The sequence below is a fragment of the Streptococcus sp. A25 genome (assembly GCF_043674095.1).
GTDB lineage: Bacteria > Bacillota > Bacilli > Lactobacillales > Streptococcaceae > Streptococcus > Streptococcus suis_V.
The window spans coordinates 1-25,319 of the sequence record NZ_JBIMJO010000018.1; the positions used below are offsets into that span (position 1 = coordinate 1).

General features: G+C 42.1%; 24 protein-coding genes and 1 pseudogene. 1 reads left to right on the top strand and 24 read right to left on the bottom strand.

The window, feature by feature from the left end; translation table 11 throughout:
- The 19 genes and pseudogenes from ACHBID_RS08485 to hemW all read right to left on the bottom strand — a co-directional run.
- On the bottom strand, positions 1 to 3,020 hold a 3,020-nt coding region (locus ACHBID_RS08485; protein WP_394732127.1), incomplete at its 3' end, for an SspB-related isopeptide-forming adhesin.
- Positions 3,021 to 3,287: 267 nt separating this feature from the next.
- Positions 3,288 to 3,923, bottom strand: coding sequence for a hypothetical protein (locus tag ACHBID_RS08490; RefSeq protein WP_000222716.1), 636 nt, complete (start codon positions 3,921 to 3,923; stop codon positions 3,288 to 3,290).
- 341 nt (positions 3,924 to 4,264) lie between these two features.
- Positions 4,265 to 7,066, bottom strand: a complete 2,802-nt coding sequence (locus ACHBID_RS08495; RefSeq protein WP_394732128.1) for a phage tail tip lysozyme — start codon at positions 7,064 to 7,066, stop codon at positions 4,265 to 4,267.
- Position 7,067: 1 nt separating this feature from the next.
- A complete protein-coding gene (locus tag ACHBID_RS08500) occupies positions 7,068 to 9,419 on the bottom strand; it encodes a VirB4-like conjugal transfer ATPase, CD1110 family (protein WP_394732129.1) in 2,352 nt (783 codons plus the stop codon).
- The gene (locus ACHBID_RS08505) at positions 9,376 to 9,729 is read right to left on the bottom strand and encodes a PrgI family protein (RefSeq protein ID WP_394732130.1); all 354 of its coding nucleotides are present in this window, start codon (positions 9,727 to 9,729) and stop codon (positions 9,376 to 9,378) included. The genes ACHBID_RS08500 and ACHBID_RS08505 overlap by 44 nt, the downstream gene beginning before the upstream one ends.
- Before the next feature lie 61 nt (positions 9,730 to 9,790).
- Positions 9,791 to 10,645 carry a conjugal transfer protein TrbL gene (locus ACHBID_RS08510; protein ID WP_014636634.1) on the bottom strand — a complete coding sequence of 285 codons (855 nt, stop codon included), beginning with the start codon at positions 10,643 to 10,645 and terminating at the stop codon, positions 9,791 to 9,793.
- A gap of 18 nt (positions 10,646 to 10,663) precedes the next feature.
- Complete coding sequence (locus ACHBID_RS08515; RefSeq protein ID WP_104929938.1) at positions 10,664 to 10,906, bottom strand: hypothetical protein; 243 nt, start codon at positions 10,904 to 10,906, stop codon at positions 10,664 to 10,666.
- Between the two features lie 17 nt (positions 10,907 to 10,923).
- Complete coding sequence (locus ACHBID_RS08520; protein WP_394732131.1) at positions 10,924 to 12,741, bottom strand: VirD4-like conjugal transfer protein, CD1115 family; 1,818 nt, start codon at positions 12,739 to 12,741, stop codon at positions 10,924 to 10,926.
- On the bottom strand, positions 12,741 to 13,229 hold the full coding sequence (locus ACHBID_RS08525) for a hypothetical protein (protein WP_394732132.1): 489 nt from the start codon (positions 13,227 to 13,229) through the stop codon (positions 12,741 to 12,743). The genes ACHBID_RS08520 and ACHBID_RS08525 overlap by 1 nt, the downstream gene beginning before the upstream one ends.
- A 76-nt stretch (positions 13,230 to 13,305) precedes the next feature.
- Entirely contained in the window at positions 13,306 to 13,890 is a 585-nt protein-coding gene (locus ACHBID_RS08530; protein ID WP_394732133.1) for a CPBP family intramembrane glutamic endopeptidase, read from the bottom strand.
- Between the two features lie 2 nt (positions 13,891 to 13,892).
- Positions 13,893 to 14,126 (bottom strand): hypothetical protein, encoded by a 234-nt coding sequence (locus tag ACHBID_RS08535; RefSeq protein ID WP_014636637.1) that lies wholly within the window; start codon positions 14,124 to 14,126, stop codon positions 13,893 to 13,895.
- Between the two features lie 8 nt (positions 14,127 to 14,134).
- The gene (locus ACHBID_RS08540; RefSeq protein ID WP_105141302.1) at positions 14,135 to 14,518 is read right to left on the bottom strand and encodes a hypothetical protein; all 384 of its coding nucleotides are present in this window, start codon (positions 14,516 to 14,518) and stop codon (positions 14,135 to 14,137) included.
- Positions 14,519 to 14,528: 10 nt separating this feature from the next.
- The gene (locus tag ACHBID_RS08545; protein WP_170244844.1) at positions 14,529 to 14,957 is read right to left on the bottom strand and encodes a hypothetical protein; all 429 of its coding nucleotides are present in this window, start codon (positions 14,955 to 14,957) and stop codon (positions 14,529 to 14,531) included.
- On the bottom strand, positions 14,941 to 16,296 hold the full coding sequence (dcm, locus tag ACHBID_RS08550) for a DNA (cytosine-5-)-methyltransferase (RefSeq protein WP_394732134.1): 1,356 nt from the start codon (positions 16,294 to 16,296) through the stop codon (positions 14,941 to 14,943). The genes ACHBID_RS08545 and dcm overlap by 17 nt, the downstream gene beginning before the upstream one ends.
- 148 nt (positions 16,297 to 16,444) lie before the next feature.
- Entirely contained in the window at positions 16,445 to 17,263 is an 819-nt protein-coding gene (locus ACHBID_RS08555; protein WP_394732135.1) for a replication initiator protein A, read from the bottom strand.
- Positions 17,260 to 17,433: a hypothetical protein gene (locus ACHBID_RS08560; RefSeq protein WP_394732136.1), complete on the bottom strand. Its 174-nt coding sequence runs from the start codon at positions 17,431 to 17,433 to the stop codon at positions 17,260 to 17,262. Before ACHBID_RS08560 ends, ACHBID_RS08555 begins: the two co-directional genes overlap by 4 nt.
- Positions 17,434 to 17,593: 160 nt before the next feature.
- Positions 17,594 to 17,890: pseudogene (locus tag ACHBID_RS08565) on the bottom strand (NUDIX hydrolase N-terminal domain-containing protein); the annotation flags it as partial.
- Positions 17,877 to 18,617, bottom strand: a complete 741-nt coding sequence (locus ACHBID_RS08570) for an acyl-ACP thioesterase domain-containing protein (RefSeq protein WP_105160561.1) — start codon at positions 18,615 to 18,617, stop codon at positions 17,877 to 17,879. The pseudogene ACHBID_RS08565 and the gene ACHBID_RS08570, both read right to left, overlap by 14 nt.
- A gap of 12 nt (positions 18,618 to 18,629) precedes the next feature.
- Entirely contained in the window at positions 18,630 to 19,766 is a 1,137-nt protein-coding gene (gene hemW / locus ACHBID_RS08575) for a radical SAM family heme chaperone HemW (protein WP_394732137.1), read from the bottom strand.
- Between the two features lie 95 nt (positions 19,767 to 19,861).
- On the opposite strand from hemW, the gene ACHBID_RS08580 reads away from it, so the two are divergent.
- Positions 19,862 to 20,440, top strand: a complete 579-nt coding sequence (locus tag ACHBID_RS08580) for a VanZ family protein (protein WP_105110403.1) — start codon at positions 19,862 to 19,864, stop codon at positions 20,438 to 20,440.
- Positions 20,441 to 20,470: 30 nt separating this feature from the next.
- Here the strand turns inward: ACHBID_RS08580 and ACHBID_RS08585 are convergent, their stop codons facing one another.
- The 5 genes from ACHBID_RS08585 to ACHBID_RS08605 form a co-directional block, all read right to left on the bottom strand.
- Positions 20,471 to 22,738, bottom strand: a complete 2,268-nt coding sequence (locus tag ACHBID_RS08585) for a glycogen/starch/alpha-glucan phosphorylase (protein ID WP_394732138.1) — start codon at positions 22,736 to 22,738, stop codon at positions 20,471 to 20,473.
- A 181-nt stretch (positions 22,739 to 22,919) separates the two neighbouring features.
- Positions 22,920 to 23,267 carry an HIRAN domain-containing protein gene (locus tag ACHBID_RS08590; protein WP_105122526.1) on the bottom strand — a complete coding sequence of 116 codons (348 nt, stop codon included), beginning with the start codon at positions 23,265 to 23,267 and terminating at the stop codon, positions 22,920 to 22,922.
- Positions 23,268 to 23,304: 37 nt separating this feature from the next.
- Positions 23,305 to 24,018: a purine-nucleoside phosphorylase gene (gene deoD, locus ACHBID_RS08595; protein ID WP_105160564.1), complete on the bottom strand. Its 714-nt coding sequence runs from the start codon at positions 24,016 to 24,018 to the stop codon at positions 23,305 to 23,307.
- Positions 24,019 to 24,027: 9 nt separating this feature from the next.
- On the bottom strand, positions 24,028 to 24,918 hold the full coding sequence (locus ACHBID_RS08600; protein ID WP_394732139.1) for a chloride channel protein: 891 nt from the start codon (positions 24,916 to 24,918) through the stop codon (positions 24,028 to 24,030).
- Positions 24,919 to 24,930: 12 nt separating this feature from the next.
- Positions 24,931 to 25,263: a hypothetical protein gene (locus ACHBID_RS08605; RefSeq protein ID WP_394732140.1), complete on the bottom strand. Its 333-nt coding sequence runs from the start codon at positions 25,261 to 25,263 to the stop codon at positions 24,931 to 24,933.
- Positions 25,264 to 25,319: the final 56 nt, after the last annotated feature.

Below are 25,319 nucleotides of genomic sequence, written 5' to 3' on the forward strand. Positions count from 1 at the left end.
TACTGGTCATAAAAGGCTTGGTTGTCATCCGGCAAAAAGACTTGAAAGGCACCTGTCGGTGTAATCTTAGCACGAGCCAATTTATCTTGAAGGTCTTTAGGGGCTTCATTTAGGGAAGCATAGTTTTTAACCGTAATTCCTGATACCTTCTGACCGTCAAGGGTTGTAACAGCCGTCCCATTTTCCACCACATCAAGCACTTCCTCTGGGTAATCGTCCACAAAGAAGAAGCCTCGTGCAATTGTCTCTTTAGCAGAACGCTCTCCCTTATACTGGTCCAAATCCCAAGTCAAACGATAGTGGTTGGTTGTGCCAAGGGCTACGACCGTGTCATTAATGAGGACACTATCCGCATTTTCATTGTTTTTATCTGGTGTAATGAGTGTGGTTGTCTCCCCATCACCTGGTGTACGAACCGTTACAACATTTGAAGTGACTGTGTAAGCATTTGTTGTGCCCTTGTTCAAAAGGAGTTTGTAACTATTGGAATAGGTTGCCCCATCATTTTGAACAGAACCATAGAGTTTTGGGGCGTTCAGTTGATAAACCTTGGTTAAATCTTTATTTACCTCCTGCAACAAGTTTTCCTTTGCGGTTAAGGTCACAAAATTCTTAGTCGCATCAAAGCTAAGGACATAGTTTCCATTCTCTTTTTGTGTAGTTTCCTTATCAAATAGGTAACCAGCAGGCAAGTAGTCCTCAAAAATGAGACTAGTCGTTTGGGCACGATTGGGCGATAAGGCATCAACTGTTAAGGGATAAATCACCGTTGAATCTTTTGCGACAGTTTTCTCATGAAGATTAGCTTGGTCACTATTGACTACTTCTTTCATAATCTCTGGAGTTGTCGTCAAACGGTACGCATGATAATGGATAGTCGGTACTTGTGGTGGTGTTGGAAGTTCTTTTGGAATAGGTTTAACAGGTAAGGTTACCTTGGTCAAAGTTAGACTAGGCTGCACCACTTCTTCCAAAGGCTTTGGCGTGAAGGTTACAGGCTTTTCTGGTGTAAAGTTTTTTGGAGTATAGACATCTGGTGTTACCGTAATAGGTTCTGGAACGGGTTCAAGTTCCACCGTTACATGAGGTTTGGGACTATAAGGTGTTACTGTACGTGCCACTGGTAGGGTATTTAAGGCAAACCAGTAAGACAAGCCAACATTCTGTGGCATATCGCCTTGCCCAAAGGTGACTGTATAGGTATTTCCTGATGTAACTGTTGAGACAATAGCTCCTTTATAAGCATAACGACTTGATGTGGTATCCCATTCCTCAGGTAAATTCAAATCACTTGCACGGTTGGAACCCAAAGAACGTGCTAGACCTTCATCAGTCACTTGAACGGTTGAACCATTAATCGGAACAAATTTCCCAGATGAATCTTTAACATATTCTAAACCAATGTCATTATGATTGAGGGAAGAGTGTGTGAAGACTCCTGGCTTTTCTTTGGAGAAGGTAACTTGTGAACCGTCTTCCAAGAAATACTTAGCAACTACACGAAACTCTATCTTGTCTGTTCGCCAGTCACCGTTTCCGTCATTTCGATAGGCAATAAAGCCCTCGGTTGGATCATTTGGCACAACCAATTTCACGACATCGGTTCCAGCTGGTGATACAAGGTTGGTAATATCGTAAGTCACTCGACTAATCTTTTTACCATCAAATCGTGCATTTTGAAGATTTTGATAGTTAAAACTAAGGGTCTCACCTGTTTTGAAGCTATCATAGACAAAGAATCCTGTTGAATCCAAAATTCTTGAGTAGCCACCCAGCATAGCATCGCCAGTTGAAATGATCTGATCAGGATTTCGGGTAATGGCCCCATGTTGTGCTTGTGGCTCACCGTTATTGAGATTGAGGGCTTGAGCAAGGGCTTCAGAAATATAACCTTCTTCACCTTTTGAAATCTCGGCTAAGTCACGTTGATAGCGTTCCAATTCTTTGGTATTATAGGCATCAATCGCTTCATTATCTTTTCTGGCTGCGGCTTCTTTTTCTTGATTTCGTTTAGTAATCGCTTCAATCTCGGCTGCACGATCTGAAACGAATTGTTGTTTCTCCTGATTAGCTTGATCTACTGCGGCTTGACCTGCACGGTTTTCAGCATCAACAGCTGCTTGACCTGCCTGATTACGCCTTTCAATGGCTTCATTATCTGCCTTTGCCTTAGCAAGTCCAGCTTCATTTTCTTTTTGAATGGCTTGGTTTTTCGCAACAATATCATCTGCCTTGGTTTTCTTTGTTAGATAATCCGCTACAGCTTGTTCGTTAGTTGATTGAATGGTTTCAACAGCCTTGCCATAGTTTGTATAGTCAAGGACAGATGTCCCATTTCCTGATGAAACTACTTGTTCTTTTACTGTCACATCAGCATCTACATACCGAGTTTTTAGGTCATTGACTTTGGTATCAACCCAAGCATTTGTCTCTTTACCAGTTTGGTTGGCCTCTTCGTAGGCCTGTGACAGCTCCCTATTTTCTTGTTCAATGCGGGCTTTATTCGATTCGTATGTCGCTTTGTCAGCTTTGTAGGTTTCAGTAACTTCATTGATAGCCACAACTTGGTTTTGGGCATCTGCTTCTGCTTTTGAAATTTGTTGGTTGGTCTCTGACGCAGAAGTTGTATTTCCTAAATCCATTGGGCTATCTTCAACCATAGAAACACCTTCAGCCTTGGCCACTTCAACTGCTTGTGTTACCGTATCATGAGGTACGGTGACAGCGATTGCACCATTAGATTGTCCAGTTGAATCTAGGCTATTTGTTTGTTCAGAAACTGGACTTGGTTGAGCCTCTGGTAAATTGGTGGCTGGATTTTCCGTTCGTTGAATGGTGGTGTCAACTGATGATGTGACTTCGTCTGCATGTGCAACCGTTCCTCCCCAAGCAACAACAGCCGTCACCATGGTTCCAAGGGCAACGGAACATAGAGTGCGATATTTTTTACTCTTGCGAAAGACGTGTTTCTCGCCTTTTTCCTGATTGACAAGAAAGTGATGATTACATGTTTTGGTCATAAATAGTCCTTCTTTTCTTTTTTATGTAGCAACAAACTGTCACTCTTTATTAGATACGAGGGCGTTAAGCGAGCACGACAAAAATAGGAGTTTTGACGAAGAACTTTCCGTTCTAGGAGAAACTCTCTTTTTTGTACAGCTCGTAGCCCAAGTTCAATACCATCATAAAAAAGAAAGCTTGATTTTGTTATCACAATAAATTGAGGGAAAAGAAAAAAGCCACCCATAAAAGTGGATGACCTGATTATCAGGATATCAATTTTTACATTAAGACGGCCAATTAACCTTTCTAACTTTAGCAGTCTTAAAGCGTTTCTTGTCAACAAGTTTCAGCTCTATTTCTCTACAATTTGTAATTAAGGTGTCGTTGATTTTAAGACTTCTTGGAAAGTATTGATTTCCTTGTTCATGTGATAATTCAACGGTATAACTAATACCATTACTTAATTTGAAGACCACAAAATAAATATTATCTCTTCTAAATCGTTTACCAACTTTTCTATTCAAAATACCATCCGTTGTATAAAATTTACATTCCATCACATGTAACATTTGATAAAGTAGTAATGTGCCAACGATTTTGAATTTATTTTCGTTAAACCATCCATTATCAGCCTTATTTAGACGCTGCAATGTCCAATCATCCTTTAATCCTTCAAAAATACTCCCTGCATTATTAGTTGGTAAATTGACATGATGATCTCTTGATAATCCTAATAGATGGGGAATAGAGGAATTTGGGACGGAGAGAACAATTTCAGGATAGTTCTCCATATTTGTCTGATAAACGTATTTGTACTGAGAAACATATTTCTCAATAGTATTGGCCAAACAAGACATATCGACATTGAGAATATCAATCTCTCCATCAAAGGTCTCGAGCCATTCCAAAGTATATGTCATTTTATTTTTCTCCTAAAAAAGAGAAGGAAGCAGGTGCTTCCTTCTCTTCCACGTATTGAGTTTCACCTCACGCTAGATATGCCCTATCTATTCCTCAAGGGTAGGCAGTCCTGCTATTCTTTTTCTCAACAAACAGTTTGAACTGAGTGCGGAGCCCACAGGCGGGTGCAGACCATATCCACTAGCCCACAAGTAATTTATAATCTTTATTTACCCTTATTATACGGGATAATTCCTTATTTGTCAACACCTATGTTCACGCTTAAAGTTTAGATGAGATGACCACTTTGTCCCAAATATCATACAACATTTAGGACAAGAAGACAAGTATTCTAATATTTTTATTTCGTCGTATAAGCAAAACTCAAGCTACTATCCACTCCAGATAATTTACGGAAGGTGTAGTTTGGATTGCCATTATAGTTGGTTTCTGAGATAAGAAATGAGCCATCTGGGTAGACTTTTTCGACGAAAGCCACATGACCGTATTCTGTTGGGGTGCCATGTCCTCCTCCCGCAAAGGAAAGGATAGCTCCTTCTTGTGGACTTGTCCCTGTCTCTCCACCGAGACTTGCGGCTGTTCGTACCCAATCTTGGCCATTGCCCATTGTACTGATAATTGGAATCTTCTCACCATTTTTACCTTTGAGTTTTAGCCCCAATTGGTTGATACGGGCTGCAACTCCCCAAGTACATTGGCCGTAAGCATATCCCATACCGTCACCACCTCCTGGAATAGAGTTTTCAAAAAGGTCTCCTCGTACAGCTTCAAGTGCTTTTGGATCACTTTGTGCTGTCCCACCGTTTGGTTGACTAAAACCTTTTTCAATTTGGTAATACCACTCACTTGCCCGTGTTTGGCGTTCAAGTAGCTTATCACCACTATTTCCTTCCCAGTAAATGAGAAAGAGTTGGGCAAGACTAGCTGGACTTCCTGAATTTTTGAAAAAGTCCTTTAACCAGTTGGTGTAATAAGGACTATCCCCATGCAACATGAAATCCAGTTGTAACCCCAAGTCATACCACTTTTGATGTTTTCCTTTGGCATATTCCAACAATAAAGTATGTCTGCGTGACCCATCCGCGGTATCTGTCCATTGGCCTAAGCCTAAACCACGTTTAAGTATATTTGGGTAACGTCCATTGTATATAGTTGGACCATTGATTGAGAGCCAGCCCTCATCATCCCACGAACTATCAGTCGCACCAACTGGCGGAGATAAATAGTCGCCTTCAGCTCGTTTTGGATTAATGGAAGATTCTACCGACCAATTTCCTAAAATAGCTGCGATAGCTTGATTGGTCGCACCTTTGCTTTTGAGATAGTCATAAATTGCCTTGGCTCTCTCGAACTCATCACCGCCAAACTGACCGATAGTTGGAAGAATGGTGGTCTGAACCTGGATCACATTCGGTAAGTAGAATGCTGGATTGACAAAGACCAACTTATCCGTGTCATCATCAACCTTCTGATAGGTGACTTTTAGACCCGTTCCATCCTTGGTCTGACCAATAATGTCTCCTGCCAAGACTTGTTGATGTTCACTCACTCGGCCTGAATGAATGCCAAACAAGGTTAGTTTAGTCTTATTCACTCCCTTACCAGATGTCAAAACAACGTTCTCTCCATCAAGAGATACCTTGCCATCCATCGGAGCTACAACGACTTGACCTTCTTTCGCTTCTAAGATGATATGATGATGAAGCGTTGGTTTCTCATCAATGACCTCATACCCATATCGGTAGGTCATGCTTAAGCTATCCTCGTCAGTCTGTCCCTGAAAGGGATTGTCCAATTCTTGAAGGGCTAAATAGTTGCCTTCTTCGGTCAACTCCTTTAGTTCTTCTTGGTCCTCATCTGACAGCTTGTAAGCAGGTTCTTTATACAAGTCAGACATGGATCTAATAGAGTCACCACCGTTTAAGTCCGTCCACACTTGACTGAGAAATGCTTTGTAGGTCGCACCACCTTTTTCCATGACATCGTCAAGCTTATAGTCTTGGTATTGATGATTCATGTAAACCATGACCTCATCAATTTTGGTGTAATAGGTAATCCCTTTTTCGTTAGTTCTCGTATGCTCCGCATCTTCCCACGTCATGTGGGTATAGGCTTTGGTCAATTCCATCTCATCTTGTTGAATGACACTGCTTCCTGACACACTCATGAAAAAGCTCATCATCAAAAGGAGTATCAAGAGAAGGCCTGAGACAATCCAAGTCAAAGGATTTCCCGCAAGGACAGAAAAGAAGGTCAGACTTCCCTTAATGGCTTGGACAACCCCCTTAACTCCTGCTAGACTGTGCTTTCTGGCATGCTTTAAAAAGGTTTGGTAGCGTCTTTGTGGTTTAAAATGTTTCTGGCGTGTGAATCCTTTTCCCTTTTTGAAGTTCTGGAATCGTTCCTTTCCATGAGCCACTTTCGTCTTTGTATAACGCACACCAGTCTGTCCACTTTTCACCGCCACTTTACCAGCTTGATAGGTAAACCTGCCATAGCGTCTGGCTTTCAAACTAGTATCCTTTAAGGTTCTAAAACCTTCTAAATCATCATCCTGTGCCACCAAGTCAAGCGATTCAGATGCAACTAAGCCTAATCCAACTTTGAACTTGGTGGAGTTTTTCTTAGACTTTTGGACTTTCTTGAGTTGTTTGACTTCACGTTTGGCAGAACTCACTTCTTTTTCTGCACTGAGTCGATCAAATGATTTTTCTTGATGAAACTGAAAGCGAGACTTCAAGGAAAATTTATCTTTTTGGAAGGTAAACTTGGGATTAACTGCCTTTTGCTTCTCACTTAGTTTCACTTCTGACAAATGTTTTCTTGCCATCCACAAACGTTCTTGGGCATGTGGAAGTCGATAGTTCTTGATTTCCTTAACCTTCAACAATCTAGGAGACACATAGGTAATTTCCTTTAGGAACTTCTCTTCTGCTTCCTTTTGGCTTCCTAGCAAATTTTGTTTTAACTCTGTTTTCTTTTCCTGAAAAAGAGAATTTTTAGCTGGTTTTCGAAATCGTCCTTTATTAGGAACAGTCTGTCTTAAGGTCCTAACTTCTTTCCGATAATGCATACGGGCTGATTTTAAGTTGCTTCGAAAGTTTTGCCTGGCTTGTTTGACTACCTTTTTATCCTCTTTCATCTCATGTCCTCATTTTTTCAGGGTCCGTACTCATGATGTCAAAGAGCTTGGTGCGTTGTGGAATCTTATTCTTAAACGGGACAACGGTGGAACCAGCCTTGATAAGTCCTCCCCCTTTTTCAGGATTGACCAAGTATTTCTCCAGTTCCTTGGAAAGTCCAAGCATATGCACCAATTCTTCGCGATCGCTCTTAGCCTGTTTTAATAGAATCATGAACTCGCTATTGGCAATAATACGTCTGCCATTGGCATCCAAAAGAAGCGTTTCTACATTCTGAGTAATGCCTGTCGGTATCGCCCCATACTTACGGACACGACTCCAAAGTTTGAAGAAGAAATCAGAGGCATACTTGTCCAATAAGAGTAGCTGCATTTCATCAAAGTAAATCCAGGTCTTCTTCCCTAGCTTTTGGTTTTTGACCACCCGATTCCAAATTTGGTCAAAGATAACCATGAGGGCAATTTGTTTTAATTCATCGCCTAACTTTTTGACATTGTAAATCAGGAAATGACTGTCTGTTTTAATATTGGTCCGATGTGAAAATATGTCCAGCGACCCTTCCACATAGAGTTCCATATCCAGTGCCAAGTCCTTAGCTTCCTGTTCAGGTTGTTGAGCTAAGACAAAGACCCATTCGACCAAGGACGGTGTGTCAAAATGCTTATAAGTGAGTCTTGTCACACGATCTATCAAGGATTTTTCACGACCATCCATTTTGCGGTCCAAGAGCTTTCCAATCCAAGACAAGAGAAATTCGGATTTGACCTTAACTGGGTCCTCATCCATATTCTCATCAGATAGATCTAAGACATTTAAGAAGGTGGTAGAGTCTGGGGCAATATCAATACTCTCCCCACCAAAGGCTTGACCGATAATACTGTACTCATTTTCTGGGTCAACAATAATAATTTCAGTATCACTATCTGCTTCCTTGAGCTTTGTAGAGATGATTTCATGTTTTGTCGCCATCCCTTTCCCCGCTCCAGAAGTCCCTAAAATCAAACCTGACGGAGTATTTAACTTGCCTCGGTCAATACTGATGATATTACTTGAGATTTGATTGATGCCATAAAATTTCCCACCCTTGTCCTGAATATCTACGGAAGTCCAAGGGGCATTCACAGCAATATTTGAAGTCAATAAAGACCGAGAAACACCTTCGAGATAGTTCTTCCCAAATGGCAAGAGACTATTAAAAGCAGCTTCTTGCATGTAGGTCAAATTATCAATAATCATATCATTAGACCCTGCAACTTGCTTGATAATATCAAGAGATTGTTTGAGTTGGTCTTCAGTATCCGCAAGCACGCCAATTAGAAATACGGTGTCAAACAGTTTATCTCCTGTTTGGGTCATGGTTTGAAGAAGAGCCTCAGCTTCATCGATGTTGTTCTCAAGAACATGGCCGACCTTCTCCAAATAGATTCCAGTCCGAGCCATCTTTTGTTGTTCCCCAATCTTTTGCGATTCCATCAAGGTCTTCTTAGTTCGTAGCTTGGTCATGGTTTCAGACTTGGTAGAGCCTTTGGCATGTAGGCTAATCATCACTTCCAAATCTGACTGCATGAGGTCTCGAATAAATTTATCCCCTAACTCCATGCCATAGTCACGAACATAAACAATCTGTAATAATCGTTCGTCCAATTCAATATGATTCTTGTGTTTAAAGGAAAGGTAGGTTGGGGCAATAAAGTGTTTGGTGGATTGACCTGAGAGAGTCAAATCCTTGTAAGAAAACGGTAAATGATTTTCGCCTCGTAACATATCCGCAAGGACATTCACTCGCTCCTCTCCACCGAGCAAACCAAGAGATACATCAATCTCTGAAAAGCCACTCTTGAAATATTCTCCAATTTGAGACAGAGAACGAAAAGCTAGTTTTGGTGTTTGGTCGCTCTTGCCAAATGAAAGAAACTTGACAGCTGAAAAGTTGTTCTCACCCGCCTCTAAGTTGGCATCCATCATGCGATTCAATTCATCACGATATGCATCAAACCCATCTTCCTGCAAGGGATAGAGAATACTCTTACGGAATTTTTCCAAATTAACTTTTTGATTGAAAATAGTCAGTTGGAAATTGGTCTGATCATCCAGTGAATTGATTAAATCGGAATATTTCTCCACGATAGCTCCCTTATCTTCTAAGCCAACTGTTTGATAATTGACATCTCCTAAGAGATAGGTTTGTGAGAAATAGCTTGGGCTGACCTGCATAAGGCCATTCTGAAAAAGCCCTTGATAGGCTAACGTATTTACGGTAGAAGGTCTGATCTCCTGCTTCTGTGTTTTCGTCTTTTGCTTTTGGTCATTAGAAGGTGTCTTTGGTTTCATTGAGTGTTTTAATTTTTTCACGTTGGTCTCCTTTTCTTCCAGTAAATGTGCGGTCTGGCACCGTTAGTTCATAATGAAAACGGTACTTGAGGTAGGTTTCAAATGGTAAATCGTTGGGGCGATAGACCCCAAATAACATGAGTGGAATGGTAAAGCAAAAAACAAAACCATAGACAAACCAATCCCCAAATTGCCAGTAAAATAGGTTCAAGCCCAATACCAAAATGGTTAGGGCGACAGCTGGAAATACAAAAATAACCTGTCTAGTTGTAAATCCTAGCCATGCCCTGTGTTGAACCTTTGAGATGTCCTTAAAGACACGAGTGTTCATAAATGTTCTCCAATCTAAGTAAGCTATAAAAAGAGGAGGCGAGATAATGACTCCCTTCCTCCTACATCCCCAAAATACTTCGGGCGGTTCGTTGACTGCCAACTAAGGCAATGATTAACAATATAGCCTGTACCAAGCCACCAAACATAATGGCGAGTGATTCCATCACTCCAGCTCCATTTGATACGGCAATCTTTCCAGCCGATTCAAACAAGGGAACAAGAGATACAATTAGAAAAATCAAAATACCTTGAACGGCATAGACCATGATGTTTTTAAGGTAGCCAATCCCAACACTTCTCCAGTCATCACTAAGGAAGGTTGGAATGGTAACAGGAGCAAAAGGTATCATCAGATAGAGTTGGATAAAACGAATGGTAATCAAGATATTGACAACCATGATACTGGCCATTCGTACCAACCAAATGAGAATCGCAAAAAAGCCAATAATCATTTTTCCTACAATCCCAGATCCCTTAATGCCTGAGATGGTATCATAATTAGCACCACCATTCGTGACAAGACTTGCCACTTGTTCAATAACATAAGAGGCAATGGCAATAATGGCTTCCACAATAACCGTCGTATTGGTAATCACGACCGCGACCATGATGTAGCTGACAATCATAGGTGCCATGGCTTCAAAGGTCATTGCACCACCTGAGTTTGCGATTTTCTTGGCCATTTTTGAAAATTCGAGTACGAGAACAACCGCAAGAATAGCTACTCCCAAGGGCTGCATAATCCCCTTGGTAATGGCTGTCATGTAAGACCACACCGTCGGATTAAAGTCCGCTAGTGACTTAACCAAGTTGGCGGTTGATTCTAAATCCACTTGAAACCCTTCAAAAAGGCTATCGCTAGATACTTTTTCAGAGGCTAGAAATACAAAAGGTGACGTAAAATTCATTATCATGTCATGTGCAGTCCTCCCCTAAATGGTAATCTGAGTCACAAAAGCACCAGCGGCTCCCACCATGACCCCACCAACAATTTCTAGAATGGCATTTCGGACACCTGGCCCACCATCTTTAATGTTGGTTGAAAGGTTGATAATGCCCATGACAACAAGAAAGGCTCCTACTGCAATTAAGCCTTTTTGTAATAGAGACATGGCTTGAGTGAACATGGAGCTGGCGTCCACTCCGTAAACAAAGCCTGTTAGTTTTTGATTCATATAATTCCTCATTTCTATTAATGTAGTGTCGTTTCTGTGCTTAAATCCCTAATTCTATGACCTGACAAATCTACTTCTTCCTCAGCGGTTAGGGGAGTGATGTGATAGTGCCACCAGCGTACATCGGTTTCCTTATCCGCAAGCCATTTCCAATTCTTATGTTTGAGTGGAAAATATTTCTTTGATCTAAATACTGGCACTCCTGCAATTCTTACGAGGCACTCATCTCGTTTCATATTCCCGACTTCATCAGCCGTCATCAAGTCACGGGCAATTTTCTGGTGAGAGGTCGAACTTGAACCCGTCTGCCCAAAAGAGCGACTGCTACTTCTGACATCAATGGTTTGTTTACCTAGAAGACCACTCATAAATTTGAAAGTTTCCTCGTCATTTCCACCCAAATAGAGGAGGCTGTCACAGTTCCCCAGTATAGTTTTCCAAGCCTCTTTTTCCTTATAAAGTCCTTGGAGTTGAGCAATATTTTGCAAGATTGGAACTAGACTCATGTTCCTAGAGCGAACTGTTGAGGTTTGTTCAGCAAAGTCTGGGATTTCTCCGACATTCGCAAACTCATCCAGATAGCTTCTAACATGAATCGGCAGTTGCCCTTTAAAGTCCACATCAGCCTGTCTGGTCAAAGTGGAGAAAACCGTAGAGAAAAATAAAGCAGATAGGAAACGAAAGGTCGTATCATTGTCTGGAATAACAAGATAGACCATGGTCTTTTGAGTGCCCCACGTTTTCAAATCCATAGTGTCTTTTTGCGTCAAATCAATCACCGATTGTATATTAAAAAGGGCAAATTTAGCTGTTGTGACAGCAATGACCGAATCCAAGGTCTTGTCCTTGTAGTTCTGAAAATCCGCCCAGTTTCTCATGGTAAAGTTCTCATGACCATATTTCTTAGCATAGTCTTCAAACAGGACTTCAAGAACACATTTGTCCTGAATGTCTCCCTTTGATAAGAGTTTGATGAGTTTTCCAATCTCAGAAAAGGCTGGATAACGGCCACGCTTACGTCTTGCTTCCTGCTCTAGCTTGGAACTTCCTGGAGGATTGTAAAAATCCACCAAATAAGAGGCAATAGCTCTCACCAATGTCATGGAAGCCTCGTCCCAAAATGGATCACTGCGAGAACCATTTCCTTTGGTATTATTAAAATAGACCGTTAACATGCGGTTCAAATCATTCTCTGTTTCTACATAACGAAAGGGATTAAAACCGTCCGAATTGGTCATATTAACCAAGTCTAAAACCTTGACCTGATAACCGTTCTCTAAAAAGAGTTTACCTGTCTTCTCAGCCAAATGGTCTTTCGGATCTACGACAATATTGGAACAATTAAGTTGGATAAGGTTGGGTTTCACAAAGCGAAAGGTCTTACCTGCCCCAGAACCCCCAATGACAATCAAATTTTTATTTCGGTCAAACTGGGGTTTCTTCTTTTCCAACAAGGTTAGACGAACATCACGAGCCAAAATCGTGTCATTTAAAGGATTCTTACTGTAAAAGTTCCACTTTTCCTTACTGGTTCCAAATCGTGCAGAACCGTATTCTTCCCCTTCTCGATACACCTTTTGTCCTGTCGATACATAAAGATAGACTAATGTCATCGTTAGAACCCCAAGGATAAAGGCAAGAAGAGATTTTTGAGTAAAGGAAAATAGCCATAAAGGATTGAAGACTTGATTTAGCCCCTCTCCTAAGAGGTAGGCAAAACGTTCCATAGGTGGGGCATTGGTTAAACTATCATAGAGCAGGGTTAGACGATGGCAGAAATAGCCAAAGGCGAGCCCCAAGAGTCCAAAGACAAATGCTTTTTGCCTGGAATACATTACAAGGTCACCTCCTTGGTTTTGACTGCCGAAGGTTCTGTCACTCTAATTTTCTCTTTGGCCAGTTCTATCTCTTGGTCCAAGGTTTTATCAAAGGTTAAACCTTCTAGCTTCTCTGGATTAGACATCAGTTTCTTCAACAATTCATCTAAGTGATGATCAAGCAAGGTCTTATCCTTGGCATAAAAGTAGAGATAGTCTTTTTGCCAACTAATAGCGATTGGCAGTTTTTCTGACTCCATCAACTCCTTGAATTTCTCCACATTAATTGGCTTATCTAGGATGTCTTTACTAACATCAATCACTTCAATTGCGTAAGGGCTTTGAAGGAGTTCTTCCAGTTTTTGAACCCCAATCTTATAAGCTGAATCTTGAGCCAAGGCTTGCCTAGCCGACCATTCTAAGAGCTTTAAGAGGATTCTGACTGTCAATAAACTACTTCTTTCCACGTATTGCATTGCTTGACGTTCTTGTTGTTCAGATGACATGGTGACCTCCTCTTCTTTGAATCCCCTATCAAACATAAGGTGCTTCCATAATACGGAAGCACTCTTGATTTTGGTATCACAAGAAGGTCAAGACATAAACCAAACTATTCCAAAGTAAATGTAAGGCGATTGCCGTCATACAATCAGTTTTCAATCGAACAGCAGCCAAGGTCAAGCCAAGACAGCTATACATGAGCCAACTCCCTAACTGATTGGGGCCATGGGATAGAACAAAGAGAAAACTGGTCACGCCTATTTGTACAAAAGGGAATATCAATTTTTCCCACAGCAATTGCCTATAAACAATTTCTTCAAGGATACTTGCATTGGCCAGAAACAATAAAAAGATAACATAAGGAACCTGCTTTCCTACTTGTAACAAGACCGCTTGATTCCTAGTCTGAACTGAAAATAGGGAACTGATGAAGACTGCAAAAGCAACCATAGACACAAAACCAAGAAGCAACCATCTTAGACGATTGCTTAAGGTTATTTTTTTTGCTTGAACAGTTTTATGACGGGCAATCTCTAAGCAAGTCACACTTAATAGGACCAATTGTAGCAAGACTATACCCTCTATTGTCAGATACTCTTTCAGGTATAAACTCACCAGAAGTCCATTAAGCTGTATGGCTAGATAAAACAACACTATCCTTATCATTGTCACCTCTTGAATAAATCTTCATAATCAATATCTAAGACTAGAACGATTCGCTCAACCCATCTAGTTTGTGGCATCAGACGATTCGATTTGTAATGCCGTAATTTTTGATAGAGGCGATTAAACTCACTTGGATAAACATATTGACCGTTGAATACTTTGCGAGCTAGTTCTGCCCAAGTGAGGTCTTTTTCTGACAGAATGATTTCTAAATTGTCCCAAAATCGTTCATTCATCTTCACACCTACCCTGTCACTTGTTTCATCAAGCTGGCTTGAAACAGTTCTTCTTTTACCTGTCTGGGAAGAAAAGTACGCACTTCGTCTAATCCAATAGCTGGATAGACGTGATTCTGACAGACAATGAGAGGCAGACGAAGGTTTTGGTCTGGCTTTTGGAGAACGAGCTGAATCATCTCATTCAAACTTATCGAATATTGACGCTTAAAGCAAAGAAATCGTGGCGACAGCAACTCAAAACAATCCATTGTTTTGGCAAAGAGTGACAGTAAGATTTCACGGTCTACATCACACGCTTTTATACAACGATAAGTCACACCATAGGTCGTCAAAATGGTTAGTAAATCTTGATTTGTATTGGCATTATTTCCTAGATATACCTCAAGCATAGGCACCTCCTTATAGGGTTAGGCTATTTTCAACTGTTGGTTCAGGAGTTGAGAAATAGCGACTCATATCAATGGGCATCCGTCCTTCACCAAAGCACTTGACTATCACTAAAGTCGTTAAAATGCCATCCTTTCCTCTAGCAGAATAATTTTCACCAAAGGCACGAAAGGCCAGGTGATTGTCTTTCGTCAGTAGTGTATCTACACCATTTTTAATATCCCTAGTTTCCATAAAATCCGAAATCTGATGAAGATTGGATTCGTAGAATAGGGGATCATTCATCTCTTTGTGGTAATCATCTTCAAAAGTCACCTCAAAGTCACAATCAAAATTGGGGAGCGACAGTATCTTTTGTAATAGCTGATTGGTTTCAGCTTGGTGAATACGTTCTTCTAATTCAGTACAATCTAGGATACTTTTCTTATGTAGTAAGTTCATGTTTTTCTTCCTCTTCCGTTCTTCTAAATTCTCTGGCAATGGCTTCAATAACTGTGACAGTCACGCTATTGCCGGCCTGTTTGTATAGCTGGCTCTTACTGGAAACACTTTCTGCTCTTTCATAAGCCCAATCAGGAAAGCCTTGAAGTCTGAAACACTCTCTTGGTGTCAGTCGTCTTATTCTCAGGCGATAAAGTTTCCCCTCTAAGACAATGCCTGTGACTTCATACCACTTATCCTGTCGATATTCCAGAGCAGCAACCACCACTCCCATATTGTCTGAAGTCGTCAGAGTATTGGATATTCCCTTTCCCACACGTCCCCTACGTTTGGTTGAGTCTGGATAAGCCAGATTAACAGAGTCTCCAAGAGTTGCCTTTGCGTACCCTGTTTTTGTGGCTTCCTTGATTTTCAGAAATGGCAGCTCCTCCCTCAGCAAAATCTTTGGAACCTTATCTCCACCCTGCATGGTGGTCAAGGTCGGTGACAAGCCAGAAATGTCAAATACTCTTCCAGTTTGGTCAAAGCTAGTCGGCAGATTTCCTGCGACAACAACTCCGTGTCTGTCTTGACTGGTCAAAGTAAACATAGGGTCTTGATTGTCCTTAAATCGACGACCATGTTGGCGTTTTTCTAGTCTATCTGGTGTTAAAACTGGAATGGCGATTTTAGCTCCCTCTCCTTTACCTCTTGTTAGTGTAGGAGCAAGTCCACTCGTCAGATAGATTTCACCATTCAAACCACGTTTAGAGGGATTGATATTTCCTAGCCTTTCAAGATGAGCTGGGCTATTTTCTCTTCTGAGAGGAAATAGGAATCTGGAACGGTATCTTCTAGAATGTCCGATAATAAAGACCCGATCTCTGTTTTGCGGGACTTGGAAGTCCTTACTGTTAAGCACCTGCCATTCGACATCATACCCCAATTCATCCAGCGTGGAGAGGATTGTGGCAAACGTCCGTCCCTTGTCGTGATTGAGTAGGCCTTTGACGTTTTCCAAAAATAGAAAACGTGGTTGGATTTGTTTGGCCGCTCGAGCAATCTCAAAAAAGAGAGTCCCTCTAGTATCTTCAAATCCCAATCGTCTGCCTGCGAGTGAAAATGCTTGGCAAGGAAATCCCCCGCAGATGATGTCCACTTGCCCTCTAAATTGTCTAAAGTCGTGGTCTGTGACCTCTTTAATGTCATGGTATTCTATTTCCCCTTCTGTGTTAAACATGGCTTTATAAGATGTTCTGGCGAATTTATCAATTTCACAAAAGCCCAGGCATTTATGACCCTGTGATTCCATCCCTAGCCTAAAACCGCCTATCCCAGCAAATAAATCTAAAAATTTCATTTTTCCTCTCTTTCCAACTAAAAAAGAGCCTTACACTTGTAAAACTCTTGCTTATATATGATCATCCATTTCTGGTGCACGGATGATTTCAAAAATCAAAATGACGATAGAAATCAGATAGATTCCACCTAGTATCCACCAAATCAACTTAATCACCTCCCTTTACTTCTTGTCGTCTCAGTTGCTTGGTCCACTCTGACAGCACACCATTAAATACGTATTCAGCTATTACTTCCGCTGACCGAGCAAATCGCATATGTTCCAAAGCATACTGATAACGGTCACTAAAATAAATCATGGCATAGTCACTAGCTGACTGAGATAGACCCGTCTGTCTTAACTGGTCATGAACCAAACCCCAAATATAGTCTCGATCGTACTTGGTCACGCCATCAACTTTTGAAATAAAGTTCTCTTCTTGTTTCTCATCTACTAGCTGCCTCTCCTCCTCGTCCTCAATAAGGAAATCACTCCCTTTAGTTTCACTATATTTAGTCTCACTTCTTTCAGTCTCACTAGGGGCTGAATTTAAGACCGGCCCCGTCTTTCTTTGAGACCCCCCTAGTGTTTTTTTAACACTAGCCCCGTCTGTATGTAAGACTGGGGTAGTTTCATGTTCTAATTCCCCCAAGTAAATTTTATTTGCCATTCGACCTTTTTCACTCGAGGACTGTTGGACTTCATCAATTAAGCCATAGTCACGTAAGGTTTTCTTGATAGAGAGTAGTTTTGACTTTGAACAGCCTAAAAGTGCCATCAGATTTGAATTGGAATAAATCAAATAAATAGCCCCATCTTCATCAATCCAACCTTTACTCAAAGACAGCTCCAACCTATCTTTTAAAACCGCGTAGGCTACCTTAACCTCCAGCTTCATATCCTTATAACGTTTACTCTCAAACAAGAGTTTTGGGAGCTTATAGTAACGCTCTGATGTCTGATATTGATTAGCGGTAATACGTTTCATGATTGTCCCTCCAAGACTAAAAGTCCAACATTTCCAAATTCATCAAATTGGATTAAACCTAGTTGTTCCAATTCATCAATTAGCTGGGTTGCTTTCTCAATATCAACTCCTAAAATAGCCACGAGATGACACATCACGATTTGGTGTGATGATTGTTCCTTCTTTTTCATAAATTCCTCCTGAAAATAAAAAAACGAGAACACTTATTAAAATGTTCTCGCTTATGCGATATTATAAATAATAAAATAAATTTTTCCTCCTTAACGACAGATTGTAGAACGCTCAAATCCTTGATTAATCAGCGTTTTAAGCACCTGTCATTATTATGACACAATCCCCACCTGGTAAGGACCAGAGCCCATCGTTTTCCTGGACCAGTAGGATTTTATCCTCTTGGAAAATAGCTGCGCGGGTATCCAGCTTGGGTGTCTGATAGCCTGTTTCATTGCAAAACAAGTCTTTCACCACTTCCAAGGGCTGTCCAGACGGTTCTACTAGCATCTCTGCCGCAATCTGTCTGATTTCCTCAAATCGTTCCATGTCATAAACATCTTTTCCATAGGCCAAGCCTGTCTGAGCCAAGGCCTGTAAACGTAAGGCCCATTCCAACCACTTATCCTGTGGCATGATCTTCCCTCCATTCTATAACAGCTTGAGCATGGATATGCCCGTCAACCACAATCTCGTGCTGACTGACCCCAGCTTCCACCACCATGCGTGAACTTACCAAGCTAGTTGCCTCTACTTCTTTGAGATACTTGAGTTGGATTTTTTTAGGGACATGGCAGAGCAGAAAATCATAGCCCAGTGCTTCATACATCCATTCCAGATACTTGCCATTATTGACATGCCCATTCATATCCAAATCAAAATAGCGAACAGGAAATTCTTGAACAGATGGATTTTCCAAGAGCTGATACTTGGGAGCCCGAGGTAATTTCTTGACCTGCTCAGACTGATAAGGAGCAATCAAGGCTTCTGGTACTGGAGCAGCCTTGCGGCTCTCAAAATCAATCAAGACAAAATAGCAGAGAATGTCCAACAAAAGATTGCCTGCTGCATCGTAGATATAGAACATCCGATGACAGAAAAACTTGTTGTAGGCAACCGCTTCTGTTTTAATGGTAATGGATTCATTATACTTGGGTAGGGCTTGAATAGTCAGTTCATAGTCTGTCACCACCCAAATCAAGCCAAATTCCTGAAAAACATAGAGATCACTGCGACCCAGTTCCTCTGACTGTCGGCCCGAAAGCCCCAGACAATAGGAAATCAAGTCAGGCAGTTTGACAGCCTGCTTCACATCACACATATCAAAGGGAATTGTGAAGTTTTCTTGGTAGGTTAGTCCCATTGTGTCCTCTTTCTAATCTTCTATAATGAAACGTTCGGCAACTGTGTCGCCAAGAAACAATCCTTTTTTGGTCATCCGAAGCCAACGGTCTTCTTCTTGCAAGAGACCTTCATTTTTCAAGTCTTTGACCACCTGACCATAGCGGTCTTCAAAGGAGATACCAAACTTTTCCTCGAATCGCTCAATGGACACGCCAGTTTTTTTCCGTAAGCCTAAAAACATCTCTTCTTCCATCTGCTCGGTCTTGCTGAGAAACTCTTCGTGCAGGCGGGAATGGCCTTTTTCGCGGATGGACTTGAGGTAATGCTGAATGGGGCCGCGGTTGCGATAGCGCATGCCGTCGATGTAGCCAGATGCTCCTGCTCCTAGACCATAGTACTCCGAGTTGTCCCAGTACATGAGGTTGTGGCGGCTTTCAAAGCCAGGCTTGGTGAAGTTGGAAATCTCATAATGCTCGAAGCCGTTTTTCTCCAACTCCTGAAGAATATAGTCGAACATATCGGACTCCACATCTTCGTTGGGCAGATGGAGGTTGCCACGGCGTTGACGGTTCATGAAGACCGTATGGTTCTCCAAAATCAAGCTGTAAAGGCTCATGTGGGGAATGTCCAGCTCCAGGGCCTTGGCGACATTGTCCACCACCTGCTCCATGGTCTGACCAGGCAGGGCATAAATCAGGTCGATGGAAATGTTGTAAAAACCCGCTTCCTTGAGGGCTGCAATGGTTTCATAAATCTGAGCTTGGTTGTGGCTACGACCGATTTTTTTCAGCATACGGTCATCAAAGGTCTGGACCCCCAGCGACACCCGATTACACTTGGACTTTTTCAGAACTGCAATCTTGTCTGCCGTCAAGTCACCTGGATTGGCCTCGATAGTGAATTCTTCCACCTGTGACAAGTCCAGCAAGTTCTCCAGATTGGTCAGGAGATAATCTAGCTGGTCTGCCGAGAGAGCCGATGGTGTTCCGCCTCCGATATAAAGTGTGCGGAGAGCTGGCAGGTCGTAAAACTTGACCTCTTCCATAAGGGCAGCCAAATACTCGTCAACTGGCTGATTCTTAATAAAGACCTTGGAAAAGTCACAGTAGTAACAAATCTGAGTGCAAAATGGAATGTGGATATAGGCAGATGTCGGTCGTTTTTTCATAAGAACTATTATAGCACACTGTCAATAAAAATTTTTTTTACAGCCTTTACCCCCCCCTCAAATAATGATATAATGAAATAAAAAGGAGGCCTTCTATGAGAAAAGAAGCTATCTATGACTGTATTAACCTGATCCTGTCATTTCTGCTCTGTCGCTGGCTCTTTATGACCTTTCTTTTTCACCAATTTTCAAACATTTTCATGACGGTTGATTTTTGGCCAGCATTTGCAGCAGTCTTACTGATGACCGGATTTTGCTTTACCCTATTTCGACTTGTCTATAAGCCCCATATTTCGCGACTGACACTTTGGTTTTTCTACGCTTGCTACGGGCTTCTGCTAGTCTTTCTTCTCTTTTTCAAAAGCATGGGCGTCAGAGGTGTCAACTGGGATCTCCTTAGCACCTTCTCTCAAGACCTATTTCTCAATCCTGCTATATTGGTCTTTAATCTCTTACTCTTTTTACCACTTGGGTTGCTTTTTTCATTTTCTTGGAAAAAACTTTCTCTCTTTGTAGGTGCCATATTGCTAGTTGAAGCCTGTCAATTCTTCTTTTCACTAGGCTTCTTTGACCTTGGCGACATCTTGCTGAACACTTCTGGCTTCGCCTTTGGAAACTTCTTGGGACAATCCGCAATGGCTCAATCTTTCAAAAATAGAATACAGAAAAAATGACCCCGAAAGGTCATTTTTAGTTTATTTAGCTTACTTAACTTCCAAATGCCAGATATCTTCATTGTACTGTTGAATCGTACGGTCTGATGAGAAGAATCCTGCTTTGGCAATGTTGACGATGACTTTGTCCAACCAGCTGTCACGGTCTTCATAGTCAGCCAACATTCTTTCCTTAGTCACAATATAGTCTTCCAAGTCCAGCAAGGTCATGAAGTGGTCATTGTGCTTGAGATTGTCCTGTAAGCGCCAGAGGCGTTCATCAATACCTCCAGCATGACGAATGGTATCAGATGTAATGAAATCGATCAATGGACGGATAGCTTCACGCTCATAGAAGGCATAAGGATGATAGGTTCCATTTGCATAGTGGTCAATAACAGTTTGGCTATCTTGACCGAAGATGTAGATATTTTCATCGCCGACCAATTCATGAATTTCCACGTTGGCACCGTCATCTGTACCGATAGTCAAGGCACCGTTGAGCATGAATTTCATGTTACCAGTACCAGATGCTTCTTTAGATGCAAGAGAAATCTGCTCTGAAATATCTGCCGCTGGAATGATGAAGCTGGCTTCCGTTACGTTGTAGTTTTCAATCATGACCAACTGCAAGTGTGGTGCCACTTCTGGGTCATTTTTGATAACCTGTGACAAGACCAAAATCAAGTGGATAATATCTTGAGCCGTTGTGTAAGCTGGTGCAGCTTTTCCTCCGAAGAAGACTGTCAATGGACGAGTTGGGATATTGCCAGCCTTGATATCCAAATACTTGTGGATAACATAGAGAACATTCATCTGTTGACGCTTGTACTCGTGCATACGCTTGATTTGCACGTCAAAGATAGACTCTGGATTGACCTCCACACCTTGCGTCTTAGCAATATGACGTTGCAACTTACGCTTGTTGTGCTGCTTGGTTTTTTCTAACCAAGATTTTAATTCCTTGTCATTCTTATATTCTAAGAGTTTTTCCAACTCGCTAGCATCATGGTGGTAGCCATGTCCAAGTAGTCCATCAAGATAGCTAGCCAATCTTGGGTTAGCATGCATGAGCCAACGGCGGAAGGTGATACCGTTAGTCTTGTTGTTAAATTTCTCTGGGTAAAGCTCGTAGAAGGCTTTTAACTCAGAAGTCTTCAAAATCTCAGTATGAAGGGCTGCTACACCGTTGATAGAGTAGCCGTAGTGAATATCCATGTGGGCCATATGGACACGACCATGCTCATCGATAATATTAACCGCTGGGTCATTCTTCACTTCCTTTGCACGACGGTCCAATTCCTCGATAAATGGCACCAAGTGTGGAACTACACGATTCAAGAAATCAAGCGGCCATTTTTCAAGGGCTTCAGACAAGATGGTGTGGTTGGTATAGGCCGTCATCTTCTTGACAATTTCAATTGCCTCATCAAAGGAAATACCACGAAGTTCCAAGAGACGAATCAATTCTGGAATGACAAGGGATGGGTGGGTATCATTGATTTGAACTACAGCGTAATCCGGCAAGTCATGAAGATTTGAACCTTTAGCAACAGCCTCATCAATCAAGAGCTGGGCAGCATTGGACACCATAAAATACTGCTGGAAGATACGCAGCACCTTGCCCTCATCTGTCGAATCATCTGGATAGAGGAAGAGGGTCAGATTGCGGAAAATGTCTTCCTTGTCAAACTCGATACCGTCATAGATGATATTGTCATCTACAGAACCAAGGTCAAACAGACGCAAACGATTCTTACGCTCTGTCTTATAGCCAGGAACATCAATATCATACAACTTAGATGTCAAGGTAAAGTTGGCGAATGGCACTTGGTAAGAAATTGGGGATTCTGTCAACCAAGAACGTGGCGTAATCCACTCATTTGGCACCGCAGACTGCTGGTGGTACTCAAACAGTTGACGGAAAAGTCCAAAGTGGTAGTTAAGACCGACACCATCTCCATTGAGACCAAGACTGGCAATGGAATCAAGGAAGCAGGCAGCCAAGCGACCCAAGCCACCATTACCAAGAGATGGCTCCATCTCCACATCTTCAATGGCGATTAAGTCCTTCCCTGCCGCTGCAAGCTGGCTCTTCACCTCATCATAAACACCCAAGTTAATCAAGTTGTTAGACAAGAGTTTACCAATCAAGAACTCCGCAGAAATGTAGTAGACTTTTTTCTTCTGCTCATTGGTATATTTAGCCTCGCTCTGTTGCTTTGTAAATGCGAGCAAAGCATAGTAAAGTTCATGGTCAGAACAGTCTTCAATCCGCTTAGCGTACATGGACTGGACAAAATTTTGTAAATTAATCATTCCTAATCTCCTAAATGAAACTAATATATGTAAGTGTTCATGATTATTTCGTTACTATATGTAACCGTTTTCTATTATACACTAAAAAACAAAAAAAGACAAGCTAAGTTCCATACAAATAGAACTTAGTTCGTCTTTCAAACGGTTACAGATTAACCTGATAACTTCTCTGTCTACTGATTTAGGCTGTCGGACGATTGTCCTTAAACTTAACAACCACGCGTAGTTGACGGTCAGGATGTTCCGTCAAATCAATCATTTGAACGCGAGCTTCCAAAATATCCCCGTGTCCATAAAAAAGCATCCGGCTGATTAAACTGTTCTTGTATTTTGGAATGTAGCCCAATTTCTTCCCCCGATAAAGAATAAGCACCGCTTCTGAATCATAAGGATTAGTTGGTTCAGCCAGTAAATCTAGAGAAGTTCCCAATTTTAACTCTTCGACAACATCTAATCCGTCATAATAAGCAAATCCTGCCAAGTGAAAATCTTCTACATTTCGAGTTGGTTCAAAGTGTGCAAATGTCATACATTCCTCCTTATCACAAGTTACTCCTTAGTCCGGCCTATTCCGCAATCAAGGTTTCCAGACCAACCTTCATCATGTCTGTGAAGGTATTTTGGCGTTCTTCTGCCGTTGTATCCTCATCTGAATTGACCAAGCTATCAGAAATGGTCATGATAGCCAGCGTTTCTACACCAAATTTAGCTCCCAAGTAGTAAAGAGCTGCCGCTTCCATTTCAACCGCCTTGACACCGATTTGCCCCAGTTCCAAGTTACGACTGAAGAGTTTTGGAGAATAGAAACTGTCTGATGAAAGGACATTTCCCACGTGAGTGGTCAAGCCAAAGTCTTTAGCAATGTGGTAGGCCTTGTCCAAAAGGTTGAAGCTTGCAATTTGTGGCAAATCGTACTCTGGCCAGTCAATATTGATCATACGAGAGTTGGTTGCAGCTGCTTGCGCCAAGACCAATTCACGAACATGAACATCAGCACTCAGTGAGCCCGCGGTTCCAACGCGGATTAATTTTTTCACACCGTATTCGTTGATGAGCTCGTGGGCGTAGATGGAAATGGATGGCATCCCCATACCAGTTCCCATGACAGAAACACGGTGGCCCTTATAAGTACCTGTGTAGCCGAACATATTGCGGACCTCGTTGAAGCACACAGCGTCTTCAAGGAAGTTTTCAGCAATAAATTTAGCACGGAGCGGATCTCCCGGAAGGAGAATTTTATCAGCAATATCGCCAGGTTTGGCAGAGATATGAATTGACATAGATATTCCTCATTTTCTATTAAATGTAAAAAGATAGTGATGTGAAAGATAGGCGGTCCCAACTGCAAGGAGCAAGGGCAGATAGGCTGGCAAAGGTTGACCAGTGAAAGAAATGACCAAGGCTGTCGCTATCAAGGGTGCCTTCATAGTCATGGCTAGGAAAATAGCAGAGCCTAAAACCATAGCAGCATCCATAGATAGACTAGGCCAAATGACCTTTAAAGCCGTCGCGAGAACATATCCTAGGGAAGCTCCGATGGCAACTGACGGTGTCAACGTTCCTCCATAGGCTCCGGCTCGCAAAACCAGTAATACAAGAGCAGCTTTCAATAGCAACAGGATGACCACCTTTTGAAAATCCATTCCGAGGAAAAGACTCTCAATAAAAGCACTGCCATTTCCCAAGAGTTCCGGAAAGATTGTTGCAGAGATGGCAAGTAGGGAAAAAGCCAGCGGTAACTGCCAAAGCAGTCTATTATCCTTTGCTTTACTAGCCTGGGCCTTGGCGGTCAAACCTCGAAAGAGACCGGCCAGGGGCGCTATGACTAAAGCCAAGCAGACAGCCAAGACTAGATTGCCCCAACTCAGCTCCATGACTGAAATCTGATAAAGTGGTGCGCTGGAAATGGAAAGCCCCGCCACTCCTGCTGCCAGTCCCATAGACAAACTAGCTAGGAGGAAATTTTTTATGGAAAGGCCAATCCCCATAGTCTCAAAGGCAAAGAAGACGCTAGCCACCGGCACCTGGTAAACGGCTGACAAGCCGGCGGCGGCTCCACAAGCAATCATCAAGTGACGGTCAGACAAGGAAAAGTGCTCACGGTCAGATAAGCGACCTGCCAACAGGGCCCCAAGCTCCCGAGGTGCCGCCTCCTTGCCAATGGGCGAGCCAGCCGCCACCGAGATGATTTGTCACGCAATGTGAATCAGATGAGACAGCATACCTGGGCGTTCCTTCACATTCTTGACTGCAAGCTGGGCCTTAATGGTATAAATTCTATGGTTCTGGTTCTGAAGCAGATACCAGACGAGACCAGATAGCAAATCAGTCGCAGTCACTAGGATAACGATTTTCTGCGACGATAGATGAGAGAAATAAGCAGGCGTAAAAGGCTTTTCCCTACCGTAAAGAAGTTCTCCAACCAAGTCTTGCAAGTGATGGAGCAAGATTCCTCCCACTCCAGTCAGCAAACTGACGAGGCAAATGGCCGTTACCAATTTGAACCAGTAGCTAGCTGACCTCATGGTTTCTTACTCCATTGGCAATAAGACATTTTCTGTACTCAATCCTCCCTGAATGA